The sequence below is a fragment of the Rhizobium sp. AN80A genome (assembly GCF_030053015.1).
Classification (GTDB): Bacteria; Pseudomonadota; Alphaproteobacteria; order Rhizobiales; family Rhizobiaceae; genus Rhizobium; species Rhizobium metallidurans.
Map to the genome: position 1 here is coordinate 1,308,378 of NZ_JASJPX010000001.1, position 19,040 is coordinate 1,327,417.

Annotated in this window: 20 protein-coding genes and 2 pseudogenes; 16 read left to right on the forward strand and 6 right to left on the reverse strand. The window is 63.9% G+C overall.

Going from position 1 to position 19,040, the window contains the following annotated elements:
• The first annotated feature begins 33 nt into the window (after window positions 1-33).
• The 5 genes from P3R82_RS05980 (at window position 34) to ugpC (ending at window position 6,173) form a co-directional block, all read left to right on the forward strand.
• A complete protein-coding gene (locus P3R82_RS05980) occupies window positions 34-1,272 on the forward strand; it encodes a sugar ABC transporter substrate-binding protein (RefSeq protein WP_283193405.1) in 1,239 nt (412 codons plus the stop codon).
• A gap of 97 nt (window positions 1,273-1,369) precedes the next feature.
• On the forward strand, window positions 1,370-2,284 hold the full coding sequence (locus P3R82_RS05985) for a sugar ABC transporter permease (protein ID WP_183898679.1): 915 nt from the start codon (window positions 1,370-1,372) through the stop codon (window positions 2,282-2,284).
• Complete coding sequence (locus P3R82_RS05990) at window positions 2,281-3,144, forward strand: carbohydrate ABC transporter permease (RefSeq protein WP_283193406.1); 864 nt, start codon at window positions 2,281-2,283, stop codon at window positions 3,142-3,144. Before P3R82_RS05985 ends, P3R82_RS05990 begins: the two co-directional genes overlap by 4 nt.
• 19 nt (window positions 3,145-3,163) lie before the next feature.
• Window positions 3,164-5,083 (forward strand): glycoside hydrolase family 127 protein, encoded by a 1,920-nt coding sequence (locus P3R82_RS05995; RefSeq protein WP_283193407.1) that lies wholly within the window; start codon window positions 3,164-3,166, stop codon window positions 5,081-5,083.
• 13 nt (window positions 5,084-5,096) lie between these two features.
• Window positions 5,097-6,173, forward strand: coding sequence for a sn-glycerol-3-phosphate ABC transporter ATP-binding protein UgpC (gene ugpC / locus P3R82_RS06000; protein ID WP_283193408.1), 1,077 nt, complete (start codon window positions 5,097-5,099; stop codon window positions 6,171-6,173).
• Between the two features lie 31 nt (window positions 6,174-6,204).
• On the opposite strand, the gene P3R82_RS06005 is transcribed toward ugpC, so the two are convergent.
• Window positions 6,205-7,116, reverse strand: a complete 912-nt coding sequence (locus P3R82_RS06005) for a LysR substrate-binding domain-containing protein (RefSeq protein ID WP_283193409.1) — start codon at window positions 7,114-7,116, stop codon at window positions 6,205-6,207.
• Window positions 7,117-7,290: 174 nt separating this feature from the next.
• Between P3R82_RS06005 and P3R82_RS06010 the strand changes: the two genes are divergently transcribed.
• The 3 genes from P3R82_RS06010 (at window position 7,291) to P3R82_RS06020 (ending at window position 8,851) form a co-directional block, all read left to right on the forward strand.
• Complete coding sequence (locus P3R82_RS06010) at window positions 7,291-7,983, forward strand: type 1 glutamine amidotransferase domain-containing protein (protein ID WP_283193410.1); 693 nt, start codon at window positions 7,291-7,293, stop codon at window positions 7,981-7,983.
• Window positions 7,984-8,116: 133 nt separating this feature from the next.
• Window positions 8,117-8,503 carry a DUF1236 domain-containing protein gene (locus P3R82_RS06015; protein ID WP_183898684.1) on the forward strand — a complete coding sequence of 129 codons (387 nt, stop codon included), beginning with the start codon at window positions 8,117-8,119 and terminating at the stop codon, window positions 8,501-8,503.
• Between the two features lie 219 nt (window positions 8,504-8,722).
• On the forward strand, window positions 8,723-8,851 hold the full coding sequence (locus P3R82_RS06020; RefSeq protein WP_283193411.1) for a hypothetical protein: 129 nt from the start codon (window positions 8,723-8,725) through the stop codon (window positions 8,849-8,851).
• 378 nt (window positions 8,852-9,229) lie between these two features.
• On the opposite strand, the gene P3R82_RS06025 is transcribed toward P3R82_RS06020, so the two are convergent.
• Window positions 9,230-9,475 carry a hypothetical protein gene (locus tag P3R82_RS06025; protein ID WP_283193412.1) on the reverse strand — a complete coding sequence of 82 codons (246 nt, stop codon included), beginning with the start codon at window positions 9,473-9,475 and terminating at the stop codon, window positions 9,230-9,232.
• A gap of 95 nt (window positions 9,476-9,570) precedes the next feature.
• Window positions 9,571-9,969 (reverse strand): DUF1236 domain-containing protein, encoded by a 399-nt coding sequence (locus P3R82_RS06030; RefSeq protein ID WP_183898686.1) that lies wholly within the window; start codon window positions 9,967-9,969, stop codon window positions 9,571-9,573.
• Window positions 9,970-10,168: 199 nt separating this feature from the next.
• Between P3R82_RS06030 and P3R82_RS06035 the strand changes: the two genes are divergently transcribed.
• From P3R82_RS06035 to P3R82_RS06045, 3 genes are all read left to right on the forward strand, one after another.
• Window positions 10,169-10,351 (forward strand): hypothetical protein, encoded by a 183-nt coding sequence (locus P3R82_RS06035; RefSeq protein ID WP_283193413.1) that lies wholly within the window; start codon window positions 10,169-10,171, stop codon window positions 10,349-10,351.
• 75 nt (window positions 10,352-10,426) lie between these two features.
• Entirely contained in the window at window positions 10,427-11,821 is a 1,395-nt protein-coding gene (locus tag P3R82_RS06040; RefSeq protein WP_283193414.1) for a sensor histidine kinase, read from the forward strand.
• Window positions 11,818-12,441, forward strand: a complete 624-nt coding sequence (locus tag P3R82_RS06045; RefSeq protein WP_283193415.1) for a response regulator transcription factor — start codon at window positions 11,818-11,820, stop codon at window positions 12,439-12,441. Before P3R82_RS06040 ends, P3R82_RS06045 begins: the two co-directional genes overlap by 4 nt.
• Here the strand turns inward: P3R82_RS06045 and P3R82_RS06050 are convergent.
• Both P3R82_RS06050 and P3R82_RS06055 read right to left on the reverse strand, forming a co-directional pair.
• Window positions 12,438-12,920, reverse strand: coding sequence for a hypothetical protein (locus P3R82_RS06050; protein ID WP_283193416.1), 483 nt, complete (start codon window positions 12,918-12,920; stop codon window positions 12,438-12,440). The genes P3R82_RS06045 and P3R82_RS06050 overlap by 4 nt on opposite strands.
• 105 nt (window positions 12,921-13,025) lie before the next feature.
• Window positions 13,026-13,457 carry an Lrp/AsnC family transcriptional regulator gene (locus tag P3R82_RS06055; RefSeq protein WP_283193417.1) on the reverse strand — a complete coding sequence of 144 codons (432 nt, stop codon included), beginning with the start codon at window positions 13,455-13,457 and terminating at the stop codon, window positions 13,026-13,028.
• Between the two features lie 137 nt (window positions 13,458-13,594).
• Between P3R82_RS06055 and P3R82_RS06060 the strand changes: the two genes are divergently transcribed.
• Window positions 13,595-14,698, forward strand: a complete 1,104-nt coding sequence (locus P3R82_RS06060) for a saccharopine dehydrogenase family protein (RefSeq protein WP_283193418.1) — start codon at window positions 13,595-13,597, stop codon at window positions 14,696-14,698.
• 9 nt (window positions 14,699-14,707) lie between these two features.
• On the opposite strand, the pseudogene msuE reads toward P3R82_RS06060, so the two are convergent.
• Window positions 14,708-15,267, reverse strand: a pseudogene (gene msuE, locus P3R82_RS06065) (FMN reductase).
• A 23-nt stretch (window positions 15,268-15,290) separates the two neighbouring features.
• Between msuE and P3R82_RS06070 the strand changes: the two are divergent.
• The 4 genes and pseudogenes from P3R82_RS06070 (at window position 15,291) to P3R82_RS06085 (ending at window position 19,032) form a co-directional block, all read left to right on the forward strand.
• Window positions 15,291-15,485 (forward strand): hypothetical protein, encoded by a 195-nt coding sequence (locus P3R82_RS06070; RefSeq protein ID WP_283193419.1) that lies wholly within the window; start codon window positions 15,291-15,293, stop codon window positions 15,483-15,485.
• Window positions 15,486-15,524: 39 nt separating this feature from the next.
• The gene (locus P3R82_RS06075; RefSeq protein WP_283193420.1) at window positions 15,525-16,442 is read left to right on the forward strand and encodes a hypothetical protein; all 918 of its coding nucleotides are present in this window, start codon (window positions 15,525-15,527) and stop codon (window positions 16,440-16,442) included.
• A gap of 69 nt (window positions 16,443-16,511) precedes the next feature.
• On the forward strand, window positions 16,512-17,483 hold the full coding sequence (gene nadA, locus P3R82_RS06080) for a quinolinate synthase NadA (RefSeq protein ID WP_283193421.1): 972 nt from the start codon (window positions 16,512-16,514) through the stop codon (window positions 17,481-17,483).
• Window positions 17,480-19,032, forward strand: a pseudogene (locus P3R82_RS06085) (L-aspartate oxidase). Before nadA ends, P3R82_RS06085 begins: the two are co-directional and overlap by 4 nt.
• Window positions 19,033-19,040 lie beyond the last annotated feature (8 nt).

Genomic DNA, 19,040 nt, shown 5'->3' on the forward strand with positions numbered 1-19,040 from the left:
GGGGCGCGATTGCCCCATGATTTGGAGGAAATCATGCATAAGAGAATGCTTGCAGCAACGGCATTGCTGTCGATGTGCCTGGGGTCGGCGGCATCGGCGGAAACCATTAGCATGTGGGTGCGTTCGGGCAGCGGCGGCGGCGCCTTCAAGGCGGTCATCGACGCCTACAACGCCGCCAATACCGACAAGGTCGAGCTCACCGAGATCCCCAACGACCAGATGGTCCAGAAGTACGGCACGGCGGTCGCCGGCGGGCAGGCGCCCGACGCCATCTCGCTGGACCTGATCTACACCCCGTCCTTCGCTTCGGCCGGCCAGCTCGAGGACATGACGGATTTCGCCAAGTCGCTCAGCTATTTCAACGCGTTGGCGCCCGCCCATGTCAAGCAGGGCACCTATGAAGGCAAGGTCTACGGCCTGCCGCTGCTGGTCGAGACCTCCGTCTTCGCCTGGAACAAGGACCTCTACAAGAAGGCCGGCCTCGATCCCGAGAAGGCGCCGACGTCGTGGCAGGAGATCACCGCCAACGCGGAAAAGATCCGCAAGCTCGGCGGCGACGACTACGGCTTCTATTTCTCGGGCGGCGGTTGCGGCGGCTGCATGATCTTCACCTTCGCACCGCTGGTCTGGGGCGCCGGCGCGGACATCCTGTCGGACGATGGAAAGACCGCGGCACTGGATACGCCGCAGATGCGCCAGGCCGTCGACGCCTATCGCGCGCTCGTCAAGTCCGGGGCCGTTCCGGCCAGCGCCGCGACAGACAATGGCGTGGACTTCCTGAAGTTCCTCGGCGGCAAGATCGGCCAGCAGAGCCTTGGCGCCTTCGCCATCGGCACGATGATCACGCAGCATCCGAACCTCAACTTCGGTGTGACGCTGATCCCCGGCGTCGACGGCAAGCCGTCCTCGTTCGCCGGCGGCGACAACATCGTCGTCACCAAGGGCACGCCGCGTGTCGGCCAGATCCAGAAGTTCCTCGAGTTCGTCTATTCCGAGGAGGGACAGACGATCATGGCCAAGAACGGCAGCCTGCCGACGCGCACCGACATCGCCGAAAAGGTCCTGAAGGGACAGGATCCGCGCCTGCTCGTCGCCGCCGATGCGATCAAGGTCGCCAAGACCCCCTATACGCTGCAGTTCAACGATCTGATCAACAGCCCGAACAGCCCGTGGTCGCAGTTCATCAATGCCGCCATGTTCAGCGACGACGTCGATGGCGCCTTCGCCAACGGCCAGGCGGACATGCAGTCGATCCTCGACAGCGCGCAATAACATCGAGGGTCGGGATCTCGAGGGTCGGGATCGCCGCGTGGTTCCGACCCGACACCTCCCGATCGCTCGCCATGTCACAAACCGAACGAGATCAAAGATGACGACTGAAATCATCTCCGTCTCTCCGAAGCGGAGGCGACGGCGGAGAGGGAGCTGGCGCGGCGTCGCCTATATCGCGCCGGCAATCGCCCTGGTGACCGTGTTCTTCGTGCTGCCGCTGCTCTTCACCGTCTGGATGAGCCTGCACCGCTGGCCGCTCATGGGCTCGCCGCGCTGGATCGGCATCGGCAACTATACCCGCATGTTCAACGATCCGCGCTTCTGGACATCGCTCGGCTTCACCGCGCAGTACACGCTCGTGGTCACGATCGCGATCTTCGCGCTGGCCTTCCCGCTCGCCTTCTTCGTGGACAAGCCGCGCCGTTTCGTGTCGGGCTATCGCACCATCATCTTCCTGCCCGTCGTCATCGGCCTGGCATCGGCGTCGCTTCTGTGGGTATGGCTGGCCAACGTCGACAGCGGCCTGTTCTCGCCGGTCTTCGAAATGCTCGGCCTGACACAGGGCCGGCGCAACCTGCTCGCGACCTTCGACACCGCCTTCCTGACGATCATCGTCATGGTCGTCTGGAAGATCGCCGGGTTCACGATGATCATTCTTCTGACCGGTCTTCAGGGCATTCCGTCGGAGCTGACGGAAGCCGCGCGCATCGATGGCGCCGGCGCCTGGCAGCGGTTCCGCCACCTGACGCTGCCTCTGATGCGCAGAACCATGGCGCTGGCGCTGATCCTGTCGGTCACCGGTTCGATCCTCGCCTTCGACCAGTTCTACATCATGACCTCGGGTGGACCGCAGAACCGCATGATTTCGATCGTCTACTACATCTTCAATCAGTCCTTCGTGTCGTTCAACCTGGGCTATGGCGCGGCGCTCTCCATCGCGTTGCTGCTCATCCTGGTGGCGCTCAGCATCGTCCAGCTCTGGCTGCTCAAGGTCGGGGAGGATCGCCCATGACCGGCCGCACCGCCCTGCGCGCGCGCCGCAATGCGCGCCGCGCCGCCGGCTATCATGTCGCGGGAGCGGCGATCGTCTTCTTCTTCCTGGCGCCTTTCGCGGTCATGCTCATGGCCTCGTTCCGCCCGCGGAGCGAAACGGCGCTGCCGCCGTGGCCGCTGAGCGGCATGAGCGGGCTCAGCGTCGATGCCTACAGGGCACTCGATACGTTCGGCGCCGGCATCTGGCATCACATGCTGAACTCGCTGATCGTGTCGGTGGCGACGGTGGTGCTGACGGTGGCGATCAGCCTGCTCGCCGGCTACGGCTTTTCCCGCTACCGGTTCCCGTTCAAGAACGTGCTGTTCGTCCTGATCATCGCGACCCTGATGATCCCGTTCCAGTCGATCCTGACGCCGCTGTTCATCATTCTCTCGAAGCTCGGGCTCAACAATTCGCTGCTCGGGCTGACGCTCGTCTACGTCACGCTGCAGCTGCCCTTTTCCGTCTTCATGATGCGCAATGCGTTCGATGCCGTGCCCAAGGAGATCGAGGAAGCCGCCCGCATCGATGGCGCGCGCGATCTCGGCCTGCTCGCCCGCGTGCTGTTTCCGCTGGTGCTGCCCGGTGTCGTCACCGTCGCGATCTTCGCCTTCCTCAATGCCTGGAACGAGTTCTTCGCGGCGCTGGTGCTGTTGTCCAGCAACGACAAGTTCACCCTGCCGGTACTGATGACCGCTGTCCGCTCATCCAGAATGGGCGCCATCGATTGGGGCGCGGTGCAAGCCGGCGTCGTCGTCATGGTCATCCCCTGCCTGCTCGTCTTCCTGCTTCTGCAGCGCTTCTACATGCGCGGCCTGATGGCCGGCGCCGTCAAGTAATTCAAAGGAGAATTCAATCATGACCAGACAAAACAAGAGCCAGTTCCGCCCGGTCGCCGTTCCCGATGTCGAGCTTTACGGCTTCTGGGGCAAGTGGCAGGATGCGGTATGCGATTCCACGGCGGCGATCCTGCTCGACCGCTGCGAGAAGGCCGGCATGATCCAGGCGATCGACGTGAACCAGCCGAGCCCGGGGATCGTCATCCCGATCGACGAGAAGTGGACCGGCTCGACCCAGATGTTCTGGGATTCCGATCTCGGCAAGTCGATCGAGACCATCGCCTACTCGCTCTACCGCAAGCCGAACGCGGAGCTTGAAGCACGCGCCGACGCCATCATCGACATGTATGAAAAGCTGCAGCAGGAGGATGGCTATATGAACGCCTGGTTCCAGCGCGTGCAGCCCGGCAAGCGCTGGACGAACCTGCGCGACCATCACGAACTTTATTGCGCCGGCCATCTCATGGAAGCCGCCGTCGCCTATTACCAGGCGACCGGCAAGCGCAAGCTTCTCGACATCATGTGCCGCTATGCCGACCACATGATAACCGTTTTCGGCCACGGCGAAGGCCAGATCCCCGGCTATTGCGGCCACCAGGAAGTGGAACTGGCGCTGGTCAAGATGGCGCGCGTGACGGGCGAGAAGAAGTATCTCGATCTCTCGAAGTTCTTCATCGACGAGCGCGGCCGCGAGCCCCACTTCTTCACCGCCGAGGCCATTCGCGGCGGCCGCGATCCCAAGGACTATGTGCACAAGACCTACGAATACAGCCAGGCGCACGAGACCGTGCGCGAGCAGCAGAAGGTCGTCGGCCACGCCGTGCGCGCCATGTACCAGTATTCCGGCATGGCCGACATCGCCACCGAGTATCACGACGACACGCTGACCAATGCGCTGGAGACGCTCTGGGACGATCTGACGGTCAAGCAGATGTACGTCACCGGCGGCATCGGCCCGGCGGCGAGCAACGAGGGCTTCACCGATTACTACGACCTGCCCAACGACACCGCCTACGCCGAAACATGCGCCTCCGTCGGGCTCGTCTTCTGGGCAAGCCGCATGCTCGGCCGAGGTCCGAACCGCCGCTATGCCGATGTCATGGAGCAGGCGCTCTATAACGGCGCACTGACCGGCCTGGCGCTCGACGGCAAGACCTTCTTCTACGACAACCCGCTTGAGAGCACCGGCAAGCATCACCGTTGGGTCTGGCACCGTTGCCCCTGCTGCCCGCCGAACATCGCCCGCCTCGTCGCCTCCGTCGGCTCCTACATGTACGCGGTCGCGGACAACGAGATCGCCGTTCACCTCTATGGCGAGAGCAGCGTCAAAGCGCAGCTCGAGGGCGGCAAGGTTAAGCTGACCCAGCACACCGACTATCCGTGGAATGGCGATATCCGCATCGACGTGGATGTCGACGGAACGGCCGAATTCGGCATCGCGCTGCGCATCCCGGAATGGGCCGAGGGCGCCTCGCTGAAGGTGAATGGCGAGACGGTCGATCTCGCCTCGTCGGTCGTCGATGGCTATGCGCGGCTCAGCCGGCCCTGGAAGAAGGGCGATGTCATCGCGCTCGATCTTCCGCTGCAGCTTCGCCCGCAATACGCCTCGCCGAAGGTCCGCCAGGACGTCGGTCGCGTTGCGCTCGCCCGCGGTCCGCTGATCTATTGCGTCGAGGAAACAGATAACGGCCACGACCTCAACGCCTTCGTCGTCCCGCAAAAGCTCGGCGGCCACCGGACGAAGACGATCGAAGGGCTGAACGGCGCGGTGGCGGTCGAGCTCGACGTCTCCAGGGAAGATTCAAGCGGCTGGAACGGCTCGCTCTATCGCACCCGTCCGGCCGAGCAGGTACCGGCAACCGTCACGCTCGTGCCCTATCATCTCTGGGACAACCGCGAGCCGGGCGCCATGCTGGTCTGGCTCCAGACCGGGAAGTAGGCCGATGGTCCCGATGGAAACTGCGAGCGTATCGCTCAAGGGTGTGCGAAAATCCTACGGCAGCCTGCCTGTCGTGCACGGCATCGATCTCGATATCAAGGAGGGCGATTTCGTCGTTTTCGTCGGCCCCTCCGGCTGTGGAAAATCGACCCTGCTCAGGATGATCGCCGGCCTGGAGGAGGTGACCGATGGCGAGATCAGCATCAAGGGGCGCGATGTCACCGATCTCGACCCCTCCGATCGCGGGATCGCCATGGTCTTCCAGTCCTATGCGCTCTATCCGCATATGTCGGTGCGGGAGAACCTCGCATTCGGATTGAAGATGGCGAAGACGGACGCGGTCGAGATCAAGCGCCGTGTTGACGAGGCGGCCGGCATCCTGAAGATCGACCATCTTCTCGACCGCCGTCCGGGGCAGCTCTCCGGTGGCCAGCGGCAGCGCGTGGCCATTGGCCGCGCGATCGTTCGCGAGCCCGATGTCTTCCTGTTCGACGAACCGCTCTCCAACCTCGACGCGGAGCTGCGTGTCTCGATGCGCATCGAGATCGCCAGGCTTCACCGTGAGCTCGGCAACACGATGATCTACGTGACGCACGACCAGACCGAGGCGATGACGCTGGCCGACCAGATCGTCGTTCTGAAGAATGGAAAGGTCGAGCAATCGGGATCACCAAGGGAGATCTACGAAAATCCGTCCAACATGTTCGTCGCCGGCTTCATCGGCTCACCCCGGATGAATTTCCTGAAGGCGGTCGGGGAGGGCGGCGGACGCTTCGAGATCGCGGCGAAGAGCTTCGGGGACGAGGGACTGCCGGCGAGCATTGCGCGCGGCACGGAGTTCATGATCGGCATCCGGCCGGAGCATATCGTGATCGGCGAGACCGGCGACCGGTCGATCGCCGCGCGCGTCGAATTCTTCGAATATCTCGGCGGCACGCGGTATATCTACTGCGCGCTCGAGGACGGCCAGAACCTCGTGGTCGAGCAGAGAGCCGGGCCGGACATAGAGCCGGGCAGCCTGATCGCGCTCGACCTGTCGTCCAGCCAGCGCCTGTTCTTCGATGCCGAGGGAGGGCGCCTGCGGGCTTAGAGCCTCTCCCGGTCGCCTCGCCCGCCTCTGGTCACCGCGTCGCGGTGGCCAGTTCCCGCGCCATGTCCGCGATCAGCGAGCGCAGCCAGCGATGCGCGGGATCGTTGCGATAGCGGACGTGCCAGGCCATTTCGACCGGGAAGGTTCCAAGATCGACCGGCGGCTCCACCACTCTCAGTCTCTTGTCGTCGGCCAGATGCCGGCAGATCAGGCGAGGCAGTGTCGCGCAATAATCCGTCGCCGCGATCATCTCGGTCACGGCCAGGAAGTGCGTGACGGACACGGCCACGTCGCGCTTCAGTCCCCGCTCCTCGAGCGTGCGGAACAGGCCGGCGCGTAGCCGCCCGGGCGGCAGGACGTTCACATGCCGTAGCTGTTCATAGACCGCCTTCGTCAGCCGCTCTCCCACCAGCGGGTGATCGGCCCTCACCACGCAGGCGAGCCCGTCGTCCATCAGATGCTGCACGACGAGATTGTCGGGCGGGTCGGTAATCCGACCGATCACCATCGCCGTCGTTCCGGAGACCACGCCGGCCTCGGTGAGATCGTTGCCGAAGGGCGCCAGTCGCAGCCGGATGCCCGGCGCGATTTCCCTGAGCCGCGCCACGATCGCCGGCATCAGCACGAATTCGACCAGACTGTTCGGCGCGATCAGGAAAAGTCGGTCGGCCTTCGAGGGGTCGAAGTCCTGCTGGCCGCGAACGGCCTCGTCGATCGCGGCCAATGCCGCGCCGATCACCGGCGCGAGGTCCTGCGCCATCTGCGTCGGCTGCATGCCATAGCGTTCGCGCACGAAGAGCGGATCGTGCATCGTCTCGCGCAGCCGCTTCAGTGCGTTGGATAGCGCGGGTTGCGTGATCCCGAGCCGCTCGGCTGCGCGGGTGACGTTGCGCTCCTCGAAGAGGGCCATGAAGACTGGCAGAAGATTCAGGTCGTATTGCATTCAGTTATAATCCATTGTGAATAACTGAAATCAAATAAATAAATTTCAAAAATTTCTGGAGCGGGCGCATGATCCTCCTTGTCCAGACGGGAACAACCTGTCGGCAAAGCGTGTTGATCGCAACACGCCGGCAACAATTTTCAAGGCTGCGCGCAACGCGGCAAGGAGATCACTATGAAGATTCTGATGGTACTCACCTCGCATGACGAACTCGGCAACACCGGCAAGAAGACCGGGTTCTGGCTCGAGGAGTTCGCCGCGCCCTACTACGCCTTCCTCAAGGCCGGTGCCGATGTCACGGTCGCCTCGCCCAAGGGTGGCCAGCCGCCGCTCGATCCGAAGAGCGACGAAGCGGATTTCCAGACCGCCGAAACCCGGCGCTTCAACGCCGATGCCGCCGCGCAAAAGGTGCTTTCCAACACGGTCCAGCTTTCCACGGTTCGCGAAAGCGATTTCGACGCCGTCTTCTATCCGGGCGGTCATGGCCCGCTCTGGGATCTGGCCGAGGACAAGCATTCGATCGGCCTGATCGAGAGCATGTATGCTGCCGGCAAGCCCATCGCGTTCGTCTGCCACGCCCCCGGCGTCCTGCGCCACGTGAAGTCAGCCGTCGGCAAGCCGCTCGTCGCCGGAAAGAAGGTCACCGGCTTCACCAATAGCGAGGAAGATGCCGTCGGTCTCACCAATATCGTGCCCTTCCTCGTCGAGGACATGCTGAAGAGCGAGGGCGGTCTCTATTCCAAGGTTGACGATTGGCAATCCTACGCCGTTCAGGATGGGCTGCTCATCACAGGTCAGAACCCGGGGTCCTCGGTGGCAACCGCGGGCGTGCTGATCTCCACCCTGGAAGCGGCAAACAAAGCCTGATCGTGGGCCATCTCATTGCTGCACTTGCGACCTGCGCGCCTGCGGCCGCATGCCCCGGACCTAAGTCCGATAGGCGGAACAAATGCCGGCCAACAGTCTTTTTCATGCACCAATTGAGAGAAGGAGCATGAAAATGAAACGCATTATTCTCGCAGCAGCGATGACCTGTATGGCCGCTTCCGCTTACGCCGATGGCGCGGTTACGGGCGCTGTCGGTGGCGCCGCTACCGGTGCCATCGTCGGCGGTCCGATCGGCGCCGGTGTCGGCGCGGTCGTGGGCGGTGTTGCCGGCGGCGTGATCGATCCTCCGCCGGCCAAGGTCGTCACCTACGTCGAACAGGCGCCGATGCCGGCACAGCCCGTCGTGGTCCAGGAACGCGTCAAGGTCGGCGTGGCCCTTCCGCCTGATGTCGTCGTCACGCCCGTTCCCGAGGATCCGAACTACGGTTACGTGATCGTGGGCCAGCAGCGCGTCATCGTCGAACCGCAGACCCGCAAGGTCGTCCAGGTTATTCAGTAGTGGCGTTCGGCCGGGAGGCCTGACCTCCGCCGAATGATCGCACAAGCGCCGGTTCACCCCGGCGCCTGTCGCGTTTTGAGAGCTTTCACCATCGAACGCCGCTGCCTCGCGGCGTTTTCCGTTGATCGGCAAGACCTCCAGCGCTGCTCGCTCTCCCTTCGCTTCTACGCCGGCTTGTCCAGGCTTTATCCAAGCAGGCGATGGCACACGGAATGAGCCATGGCGCGCCGCGTCGTGAACGACGCGCGTCCCTGCATGGGGATGTGGTGGTCGGTGCGAGCGTTGCAGATCAATATCTTGGCCGAAATCGACGTCTCGAATTTCCCCGCTCGAAAAACCTCGCGCTAAAATAAAGGCGTCCCGTCATCGGATACCCCGGCAGGCGTGCCGGCGAGGCGGGATCGGCGCGGAGCGTGAGGGTAGGACGCGAAACCTCACGGTCCGGGTCCGCGGAAAATGATCTCCCTCCGGTGACGGCGGGTTCCATCGCGAGATGGTGCCTGAGTTGAGCCCGGACGTGCCTGTGAGGCACACATGGTTCCGCCGCGAAGTTGGGCGGAAAGGCAGAGAGATCGGAGTCGCGGGCATAAACCGCCGAACGGGGCGCTGGAAAGCGCCATATTTTACTTACTCAATCGAGGTGATTTCCAGCGCCCCGTCCGAGTGAAGATTGCATGGTTGAAACCACGGGCTTTCGGGCGGCGTGGGGGATTTGGCGTGTCTATTCTAGCGGGAGGCTTGTTGAAAGCCGGCTGCGGCCTCGATCGCGTAGGTCGAGTAGGCCGGTGGCAGGCGCTCGTAATTCTGCGCCAGCGGATCGACGCGGACGGGCTCAGAGGTCCACAGGTCCTGCTTCGGCATCGCGGTCGTTTGGGAGGGGTCGGCCATGACGACGGAGGCGACCGATGCGGCAAGAATGCAGGCGCCGACGGCGCTCGATATCGCGAATGTCAGTCTCGCAACTGTGTCCATCTGTGCATGTCCTTGTCGACGGGGTGGTTCATCGCGCTTGTTCGCGGGTGGCCGGACGCGGCCGCGCCGCGTCCGATGCATAGTCGGTCGTCCGGTCAGTTGATCACCTGGATGACCTTGCGGGACGACGGTTCCACGATCACGCGTTCGTCGTTCACGATGGCATAGGAGTAGTTCGGATCCTCGGGGATCGGGGTGACCACGACGGTCTGAGGCAGTGCCTGGCCGACGACGATCTTCTCCTTGACGACGACGCGCGCGGTCGGCGCCGGGGCCTGCTGGACGTAGGTGACGACCTTGCGCGGCGGCGGATCGATCGCCGTGCCGACGACCGCGCCGGCGACGCCGCCGACGGCTGCACCGACTGGGCCGCCCACGATGGCGCCCGTGACGGCACCGCCCGCGGCGCCATTGACCGTGGAAGACTGGGCAAAGGCAACGCCCGACATGAGGGTCGCGGCGGTCGCCGCGCCGATAATGATCTTGGAGAGCATCTCTCTTCCTCCTTTTCGAGAACGACCGCTCTTGGTCGCCGAGCAGACAACGGGCGGGCCAAGTCGCTGTTCCGCCACCCGGACCTCAGTCCGGCATGCACTCAGACCAAGGTCCGGGGTCGGGAACAGCTGCTCCCGCCGGCACGTTGAATTGTCGGCAAAGACATTGAATTCGCAGCAAAGACAGGGAGTTCTCGCCATGAGCAACAGTCGAGAGACGTCTTCGATACCCGTTACGGTGAACATGTCGGTCATCGCCCTCGTCGTTTTCCTGTGCGGCGTTCTCTATTTCTTCGGCCAGGCGATGTCGGGCGGCACTGCCGAGATCAGCAAGAGCGTGGCGGGCGCCCAGATCATCGACACCCGAGACGTCGCGAATTGATATCGATGGCGGCGGCTTCTGGAATTTTCCGAGCCCGGTCCCATCTTCGTCGGACATAGGTTCGACAGGTCGCATATGCATTGGCTTTCCCACTGGCACACCCGTTCTCTGGCCGCGCAGTTTTTCATAACGGGAGGCGTGCTCTCCGTCGGGACGATGTTCGCCATCGGCATGCTGTTGACGCAGGTGATCGAGGACGCCGTCATCCGCCATACCGGCGCGACCACCGCGCTTTATGTCGACAGCGTCGTGGCGCCGGTCCTTCCCGACATGCAGACCGAGGACCTTCTGGAGGAGGGCAGTGCCCAGGCGCTCGACGAAGCGCTGACGCAGGGCGAGCTCGGCAAGCGGCTGGTCTCCTTCAAGCTGTGGCGCCGGGATGGAACGATCCTCTACTCCAACGAGAAGGAGCTGGTCGGTCGCAAGTTCCCGGTCACCGACAAACTGCGCCAGGCCTTCGCGGGATCGCTGGTCGCCCGATACGAACAGGCGTCCGACCCCGAAAGCGAAAAGGAGAGCAAGCTCGGCAATCCGTTGATCGAGATCTACAATCCCGTCCTCCAGCCCTGGTCCGGTCAGCCCGTCGCCGTCCTCGAATTCTACGAGACCGCCGAGGGGCTCGGCGACAGCCTGACGCGGACCAGGCTTTGGAGCATGGCGTCGGTCGCGCTGTTGACGGCGATCTTCTTCCTGGCCTTGTCCGCCATCGTCTTTCGCGGCAGCAGGCTTATCGAAAGGCAACGCGGTGATCTGAAGGGCAAGGTCGCGGAACTATCGGAACTGCTCGGCGAAAACCAGGCGCTGCAGCGCCGCCTGCAGCGCGCGTCGCAGCGGGCGGCGGAACTCAACGAAAGTTATCTGAGGCGGGTCGGCGCCGATCTCCACGACGGGCCGGCGCAACATATCGCCTATGCGTCGCTCAGGCTCGATAGCGAAATGCTCGCCGATTCCCACACGACGACCGAGGAACGCGAAAAGGAGCTGTCCTGGATACGCTCGAGCCTCGCCGAGGCGATGGCCGAGATCCGCACGATCTGCCGCGGGCTGGTGCTGCCGCAGATCGACGGCGCCTCGTTCACCGAAATCGTCGAGCGCGTCGTCGAGGCGCATGAGGCGCGGACCGGGACCACGGTGGCGGCGGACGTCGACAGCGACGGCTCGGAGGTTTCGACGGCGCTGAAAAGCTGCATCTACCGCTTCACCCAGGAAGCGCTCAACAATGCCTACCGCCATGGCGGCGGCGTGCGGCAGTCCGTCGAGGCCACGCTTCGCGACGGCAAGGTCAGGGTGGAAGTGCGCGATCGGGGCGATGGCTTCGATCCGAGCGAGGTGCGCCCGACCAGTATCGGGCTCGCGGGTCTGCGCGAACGCATCGACAGTCTGGGCGGACGGTTTGAAATCACTACGGGCGAGGATGGCACGGTCGTGACCATGAGCCTGGAACCCGTGGAAATGGAGGAGGCATTATGACCGCAATCACCATTGGCGTGGTTGATGACCACCCCCTGTTTCGCGAGGGGGTGAGCCGGAGCCTTGCCGAGGTCAGCGATTTCGACGTCGTCGGTGAGGGCGCGAGCGGTGAGGACGCCGTCAGCCTCGCCACCGAGAGCCGGCCCGACATCCTTCTGCTCGACGTGTCGATGCCGGGCGGCGGGCTGGATGCGATCGCCGAGATCCTGTCGCGCAGCCCCGGGACCAAAGTGCTGATGCTGACGGCCAACGAGGAGGTCGACACGCTCTCCAGCGCGCTGCAGCGCGGCGCGTCGGGTTACGTGCTGAAAGGGGTCGGGTCACGCGCCCTGGCCCAGGCCATCCGTCAGGCGCTGCAGGGAACGCGCGTCATCTCGCAGGCCATGTCGGCGAAGCTGGTGGAAAATTCGCTGCGCGGCGCCCAGTCGCCAGCGGGTCAGCTGACGCCGCGCGAGAAGGAGGTCATGGACCTCGTGGCGGAAGGGCTCTCCAACAAGCATATCGGCCTGCGGCTCGACCTGCAGGAAAAGACCGTCAAGCATCACATGACGCAGATCCTGCAGAAGCTCGGCGCCACGAACCGGACCGAGGCCGCCATCAAGTGGCGTGACCAGAGCTAGGGCAGATACTTGTCCAGGCGGCTGATGTCGGCCGGCTTGGCGGGGCGGTTGCTGATCGTCCGGCCCTTGCCATCCTTGATCACGTAGCGGCCGCCGGCGACGGATTCGGTGATGCCGTTGCGGTGGCGCACGCGGATGGAGCCGTCGGCATTTCGCGATGCCTGCGCGCCCGAGGTGGGCGAGGTCCGGCCGCTGCCCGAGCTATCGCTACCCGAGCCACCGCTGCTTGAACCACCGTTACTGCGGCCATCGGCGTCCCGGTCCCCGGTCTGACCTGGTGACGTGCCCGACGGGCCGCCATTTCCGTTGCCTTTGCCATTATTGCCGTTGCCATTCCCTCCACCATTGCTACCGCCGTTCCCGTTCCCGTTCCCGTTCCCGTTCCCGTTCCCGGCGAACGCCTGGTCGAGCGGCATCAGCGCTGCCGCGGAAAGGCTCGCAGCTATGGCCGTGAGGAAGGAGCGTCTTGAGCGATACATCTCGTCATTTCCGTTTCTGGCCCGTCTGCCGTCTATCGCTGTCTACGTAGAGCGCGGTGTACAGGATCTCCACGTTTTTAGGAAAATCCTGTGGTCCATCGCTGTCTACCGGCTTATGCGCGTCGATAGGATGATTGAGGACAAGGTTCGTTCGACGCCGTTCATCGCGCCGATCTCGTCGATGAGGTGATCGAGTTCGGTGATGGTGGGCGCCACGATGATGGCGATGAGATCGAACGAGCCGCTGACCGAATGCAGCGTCGTCACGCCCTGAACCCTGCCCAGCGAGGCCACCACCTCCGAGAGCGCCTTGGGGGCGATTGTGATCAGGATATGGGCGTTGATCAGGCTGGAGGAATATTCCGCCGACAGCCTGACGCCATATCCGGTTATGACACCCTCGCGCTCCAGCCGTTCCAGCCGCGCCTGAACCGTCGTTCGCGAAAGCGACAGCTTCTTGGCGAGTGCTGCGACCGGCGTCCGGGCGTTTTCCCCGAGTAGCGCGAGCAGTTCCCGGTCCTTGAGGGTCAGTTGCATCGGATCCTCGCAATTCGTCGATCTTATACAGCGATCTGACTAGATTGTAGCATCGAAATGACAGTTTCGACGCTATGAATCAACCAGCCGAAGCTTACACTTATAAGAAACCTATAGGCAAATAGCAGGGGATTTATATGAAGGTCATCGTGGTTGTCGGCGCCGGGAAAATTGGTGGCGCCATTGCTCTGATGCTGGCCGACACCGGCAGCTACCGCGTCGTCGTTGCCGACAGGGATGGGCAGCAGCTGGCGAAAATCGACCGCCATCCCGCGATCTCCGTCACGGCGGTCGATATCGCCGATCATGCCGCTCTCGTCGGTGTGCTCAAGGGTAAGTTCGCGGTGCTCTCGGCGGCGCCCTTCCATCTGACCGGCAAGGTCGCGCAGGCGGCGCTGGACGCCGGCGTTCATTATCTGGATCTCACCGAAGACGTGGCCACGACCCGAATGGTCAAGACGCTGGCGGATGGCGCCGATACGGCCTTCATCCCGCAATGCGGCCTGGCTCCGGGCTTCATCTCCATCGTTGCCAACGATCTGGCGAAGCGGTTCGACAGCCTCGACAGCGTGCGCATGCGGGTCGGCGCCCTGCCGCAATATCCGTCCAATGCCCTGAACTATAATCTGACCTGGAGCACGGACGGGCTGATCAACGAATATATCGAGCAGTGCGAGGCCATCGTCGAAGGCAAGCTGATCAACGTTCCGGCGATGGAGGAGCGCGAGGAATTCTCGCTCGATGGCGTGACCTACGAGGCCTTCAACACATCAGGTGGCCTCGGCACATTGGCGGAGACGCTGCAGGGCCGCGTTCGCACGATGAACTACAGGACGATCCGCTATCCCGGTCATCAGGCGATCATCAAGGCGCTTCTCCACGATCTCAACCTGAAGAACCGCCGCGACGTGCTGAAGGATCTGTTCGAGAACGCGCTGCCGGCCACCATGCAGGACGTCGTCGTCGTCTTCGTGACCGTCTGCGGCTGGAAGGACGGCCGGTACCTGCAGGAAACCTACGCCAACAAGGTCTATGCGGGCATGGTCGCGGACAAGCGGATGAGCGCGATCCAGATCACCACGGCGGCAGGCATCACGGCGGTCCTCGACCTGCTGGCGGATGGAAAGCTGCCTCAGAAGGGTTTCGTGCGCCAGGAAGAGATCTCGCTCGACGATTTCCTCGCCAACCGCTTCGGCCGCGCCTATGGCGTCGAGCCGGCCAAGCGCCGGGAAACCGCCTAAGTCCCTCTCTTATTCGGCGGCGATCGCCGTTGGGATCGAGCGGCCGCGCAGCAGCGCGGTCGCTTGCGCGAGAGCTTGTTCGATGCGGTCGCTGATGGCTGGCGAGGGGGCTCCGTCGGTGAAGTCCCGGCTTGATGCGTAGACGGCGGTCGGGACGACGAAGGCTTCGAAGAAAGCAAACAGCGGACGAAGCTGGTGTTCGACCATCAAAGCGTGCCGGTCGCCACCGCCGGTCGCCGTGAGAATGATCGGCTTGCCGCGCAGGTCGGCTGGATCGAGCAGATCGATCACATGCTTGAACAGGCCGGTGAAACTTCCCTTGTAGGTCGGCGATCCGATGACGAGGGCATCCGCCTCGATGATGGTCCTGACGATGGTTTGCGCCTTCGGATCGAGGTCGGTAACCGCCCGCGCCGCGCCAGCGCCGGGCCGAAGTCTTCCACATCGAACACTTCGTGCGTCAAGCCGGCGCGCTCGGCAAGCGATGCGGTCACGCTGTCGACGAAGCGCCTGGTGCTGGAGGGGCGGGTGATGTTTCCCGAGAAGCCGACGATCAGGCCGTTGCTCATCAAATTTCCTTTCACGAGTGCGGATGCTTCATGCCGGGCATGCAGGCGTCCTTGTTCCGGCGGTCAGTTCATGGCTTCAGCCTATCAGGGCGCAGCGCTGGCGAAAGATTGCTTATTCTTTTTCTATCATTTTTGTAGATTATTTTTGCCGAAATTTCGCGGCGGTTCTGGTTGGTGATCGTTTCCTCATGAACTTGCGCCGCATCGCCTCGTCGTGAGAGAAGGGGCGCACCATTCACACACCGGGGATATCGTCTTTGAGCGCCATGCATGCCCACACCGAACTGATCGCCGTTCTGACCGCGGTCACGGGTGCGGAGCCACGCGTGATGACCGTTGATTCCGGCAACGCGCTGCCCTCCGGTCCGTTCGAGCTCGGTCACCGCAGCCTGCAATCAGGCCTGCGCGAATGGGTGGGCGATCAGACGGGGCATCCCGTCGGCTATCTCGAGCAGCTCTACACCTTCGCCGATCGCGACCGTTCGTCGGTCGAGGGTCAGGGAGATAGCGAGGGGCGCAGAACGATCTCGATCAGCTACCTCGGTCTCGTTCGCGAGCAGGCGGCGCCCGGCGCCGGCAAGCCTGGCTGGCACGGATGGTACGCGTATTTCCCTTGGGAAGATCATCGAAACGGCCGGCCGGAGGTTCTCGTCGCCATTGCCGAGCGTCTGCGCGAATGGACGGCAATGGAACCCTCCCGCCGCGAAAGCCGTCAACGCCGGGTCGATTTCGCTTTCGGGCTGAACGGTGCTGCCTGGAACGAGGATCTGGCGCTGCAGCGCTACGAACTGATGTATGAAGCCGAGATCGTCAAGGAGGCCGGCGCGGCCGCCGATCCCGCGACCGGACGCCCGATGTTCGCCGACCACCGCCGCATTCTGGCGACCGGGATCGCCCGGCTGCGCGCCAAGATCAAATACCGCCCCGTCGTCTTCGAACTCATGCCGGAGAATTTCACCCTGCTGCAGCTTCAGCGCACGATCGAGGCGTTGGCGGGGCTCACGCTGCACAAGCCGAATTTCCGCCGCCTGATCGATCAGCAGGAACTGATCGAGGAAACGGGTGGCATGGCCAGCGAGACCGGTGGCCGCCCCGCCAAGCTTTTCCGCTACCGGCACGCGGTGCTCGAGGAGCGCGCACTGTCGGGTTCGAAACTTCCTCTCTCCCGCAATTGACATAAACTCGAATCGAGAATATCTATTTGCCCGAGATATACTCACTGAGAGTATATAGGGAGCTTGTTGATGAATTCGCCGATTTCCATGTCGTCGCTCTATGAGCGCGTTCGCCGAGTCATGCCTGAAGCCGAGTGGCTTTCCCATCAGGCGGATGTCGAAGCGATCCTCGAGTTGAAGCGCCGGCGCAATGCCGTGATCCTCGCCCATAACTACCAGACGCCGGAGATATTCCACGGCGTGGCGGATATCGTCGGCGACAGCCTGGCGCTGGCGCGCAAGGCCATCGACGTCGAGGCGGATGTGATCGTGCTGGCCGGCGTTCACTTCATGGCCGAGACCGCCAAGCTCTTGAACCCGGAAAAGACCGTGCTGATACCGGATATGGCGGCGGGCTGTTCGCTGGCGGATTCGATCACGCCTGAGGATATCGCGCTTCTTCGCCAGGCCCATCCGGGTGTGCCCGTCATCACCTATGTCAACACCTCGGCCGCCGTCAAAGCCGCCTCCGACATCTGCTGCACGTCGGGCAACGCCAGAAAGGTCGTGGAGTCGCTCGGCGTGCCGAAGGTGCTGATGATCCCGGACGAGTATCTGGCGCAGAACGTCGCGCGCGAGACGAATGTGGAGATCATCGCCTGGCACGGCCACTGCGAGGTGCACGAGCTCTTCAACGCGCGGGATGTGCGCGATCTGCGAGAGGCGCATCCTGGCATCACCATTCTGGCGCATCCGGAATGCCCGCCTGACGTCGTGGCGGAAGCCGATTTCGCCGGCTCGACGGCGGTGATGTCGGACTATGTCGGCGAGAAGAAGCCGGCGCGCGTCGTGCTTCTGACGGAATGTTCGATGAGCGACAACGTCGCCGTCGACCACCCGGATGTGGAGTTCATTCGTCCCTGCAACCTGTGTCCGCACATGAAGCGCATCACGCTCGCCAATATCCGCCAGGCGCTCGAAGACAATCGCCACGAGGTGACGGTCGATCCCGCCATCGCCGCCGATGCGCGGCGCGCGGTCGAGAGGATGCTGGCGGTATGACCGAGCGCCTCGATCAGTTCGCCGGCCATGTCGCGGTGGTCGGCAGCGGACTGGCCGGATTGATGACGGCGCTGACGCTTGCGCCGCAGCCCGTCGTGCTGCTCACCCGGGCGGCACTCGGCGCCGAGACGTCGAGCGCCTGGGCGCAGGGCGGCATTGCCGCCAGTCTCGGGGGCGACGACAGCGTCGGCCTGCATCTAGTCGACACGCTGGCGGCCGGCGACGGACTGTGCGATGCCGAGGCGGCCGCCGCGATCCTGGGCGACGCGTCGCGGGTCATCGCCGCCCTGGAAACCTTCGGCGTGTCTTTCGACCGTGGGCCGGATGGCTCTTACCTGCTCGGGCTGGAGGCCGCCCACTCCCGCCGCCGCATCGTGCATGTCGCGGGAGACGGATCGGGTGCTGCGATCGTCAGCGCGCTCGTCGAACGGGTCCGCCGGACCCCGTCGATCACCGTGATCGAGGGCGTCGAGGTGCGGCGGTTGCTCAAGACCGACGATGCACTGGCCGGCCTTTTGTGCGCGACGCCATCGGGTGCCGCAATCATCCCCACGACGCGGATCGTTCTGGCGACGGGCGGAGTTGGTGGTCTTTATGAAGCGACCACGACGCCAACGGGCAATTACGGACAGGGCGTCATGCTTGCCGCGCGCGCCGGGGCAGAACTGGCCGACATGGAGTTCGTGCAGTTTCATCCGACGGCGCTCAATTCCGCCGGCTGGTCCGCCGGCCACCCCCTTGGCCTGATCAGCGAGGCGGTCCGTGGGGAAGGCGCGATCCTCATCAACGAGAAACGCGAGCGTTTCCTCGCCGATCAGCCCGGCGCCGAACTCGCGCCGCGCGATATCGTCGCGCGCGCCATCAGCGCCGAGATCCAAAAAGGCGGTGGCGTGTTTCTCGATGCACGCGAGGCGCTGGGGCAGCGATTCCCGGACCGCTTTCCGGGAATAACAAGGCTTTGCCGGCAGGCCGGGGTCGATCCGGCGCGCCAGCCGATCCCGGTGCGCCCGGCGGTCCATTATCACATGGGCGGCGTGGCGACCGATCTTCAAGGACGTAGTACGGTGGACGGACTGTGGGTCGTCGGCGAGGCGGCCTCGACCGGCCTGCACGGCGCCAACCGGCTGGCCAGCAACTCGCTGCTTGAGGCCGCGGCGATGGGCATGCGGGCGGCCCGCGATATTCTTGCAACATCGGCGCGGAACCCTCGGCCGTGCGTCGCCGAGCGGCTGCCGTTGCCGTCGCAACTCACGCCCGTTCGCCCGATCGTGTCGCGCGGCCTCGGCGTGTTGCGCAATGCCGGCGCGATCAAGGGCGCGGTCGCCAGCCTGCTGCCGCTCGCATTGGAGGAAGGACCTTCGAGCGACCCGGCGCTGGTCGCGCTTTCGATCGCCGTCTTCGCCGCGTTGCGGGAGGATCTCGCGGCGCCCATGCGCGCACCGATTATCCGCTGCCGCTTGCCGATGCACGGCGACGCAGGATGACGCTCAAATCCATTCTCGACGCGGCGCACCGCATCGCGCCCCAATCCCTTGCTCATACCGCTTGAAGAGTGAA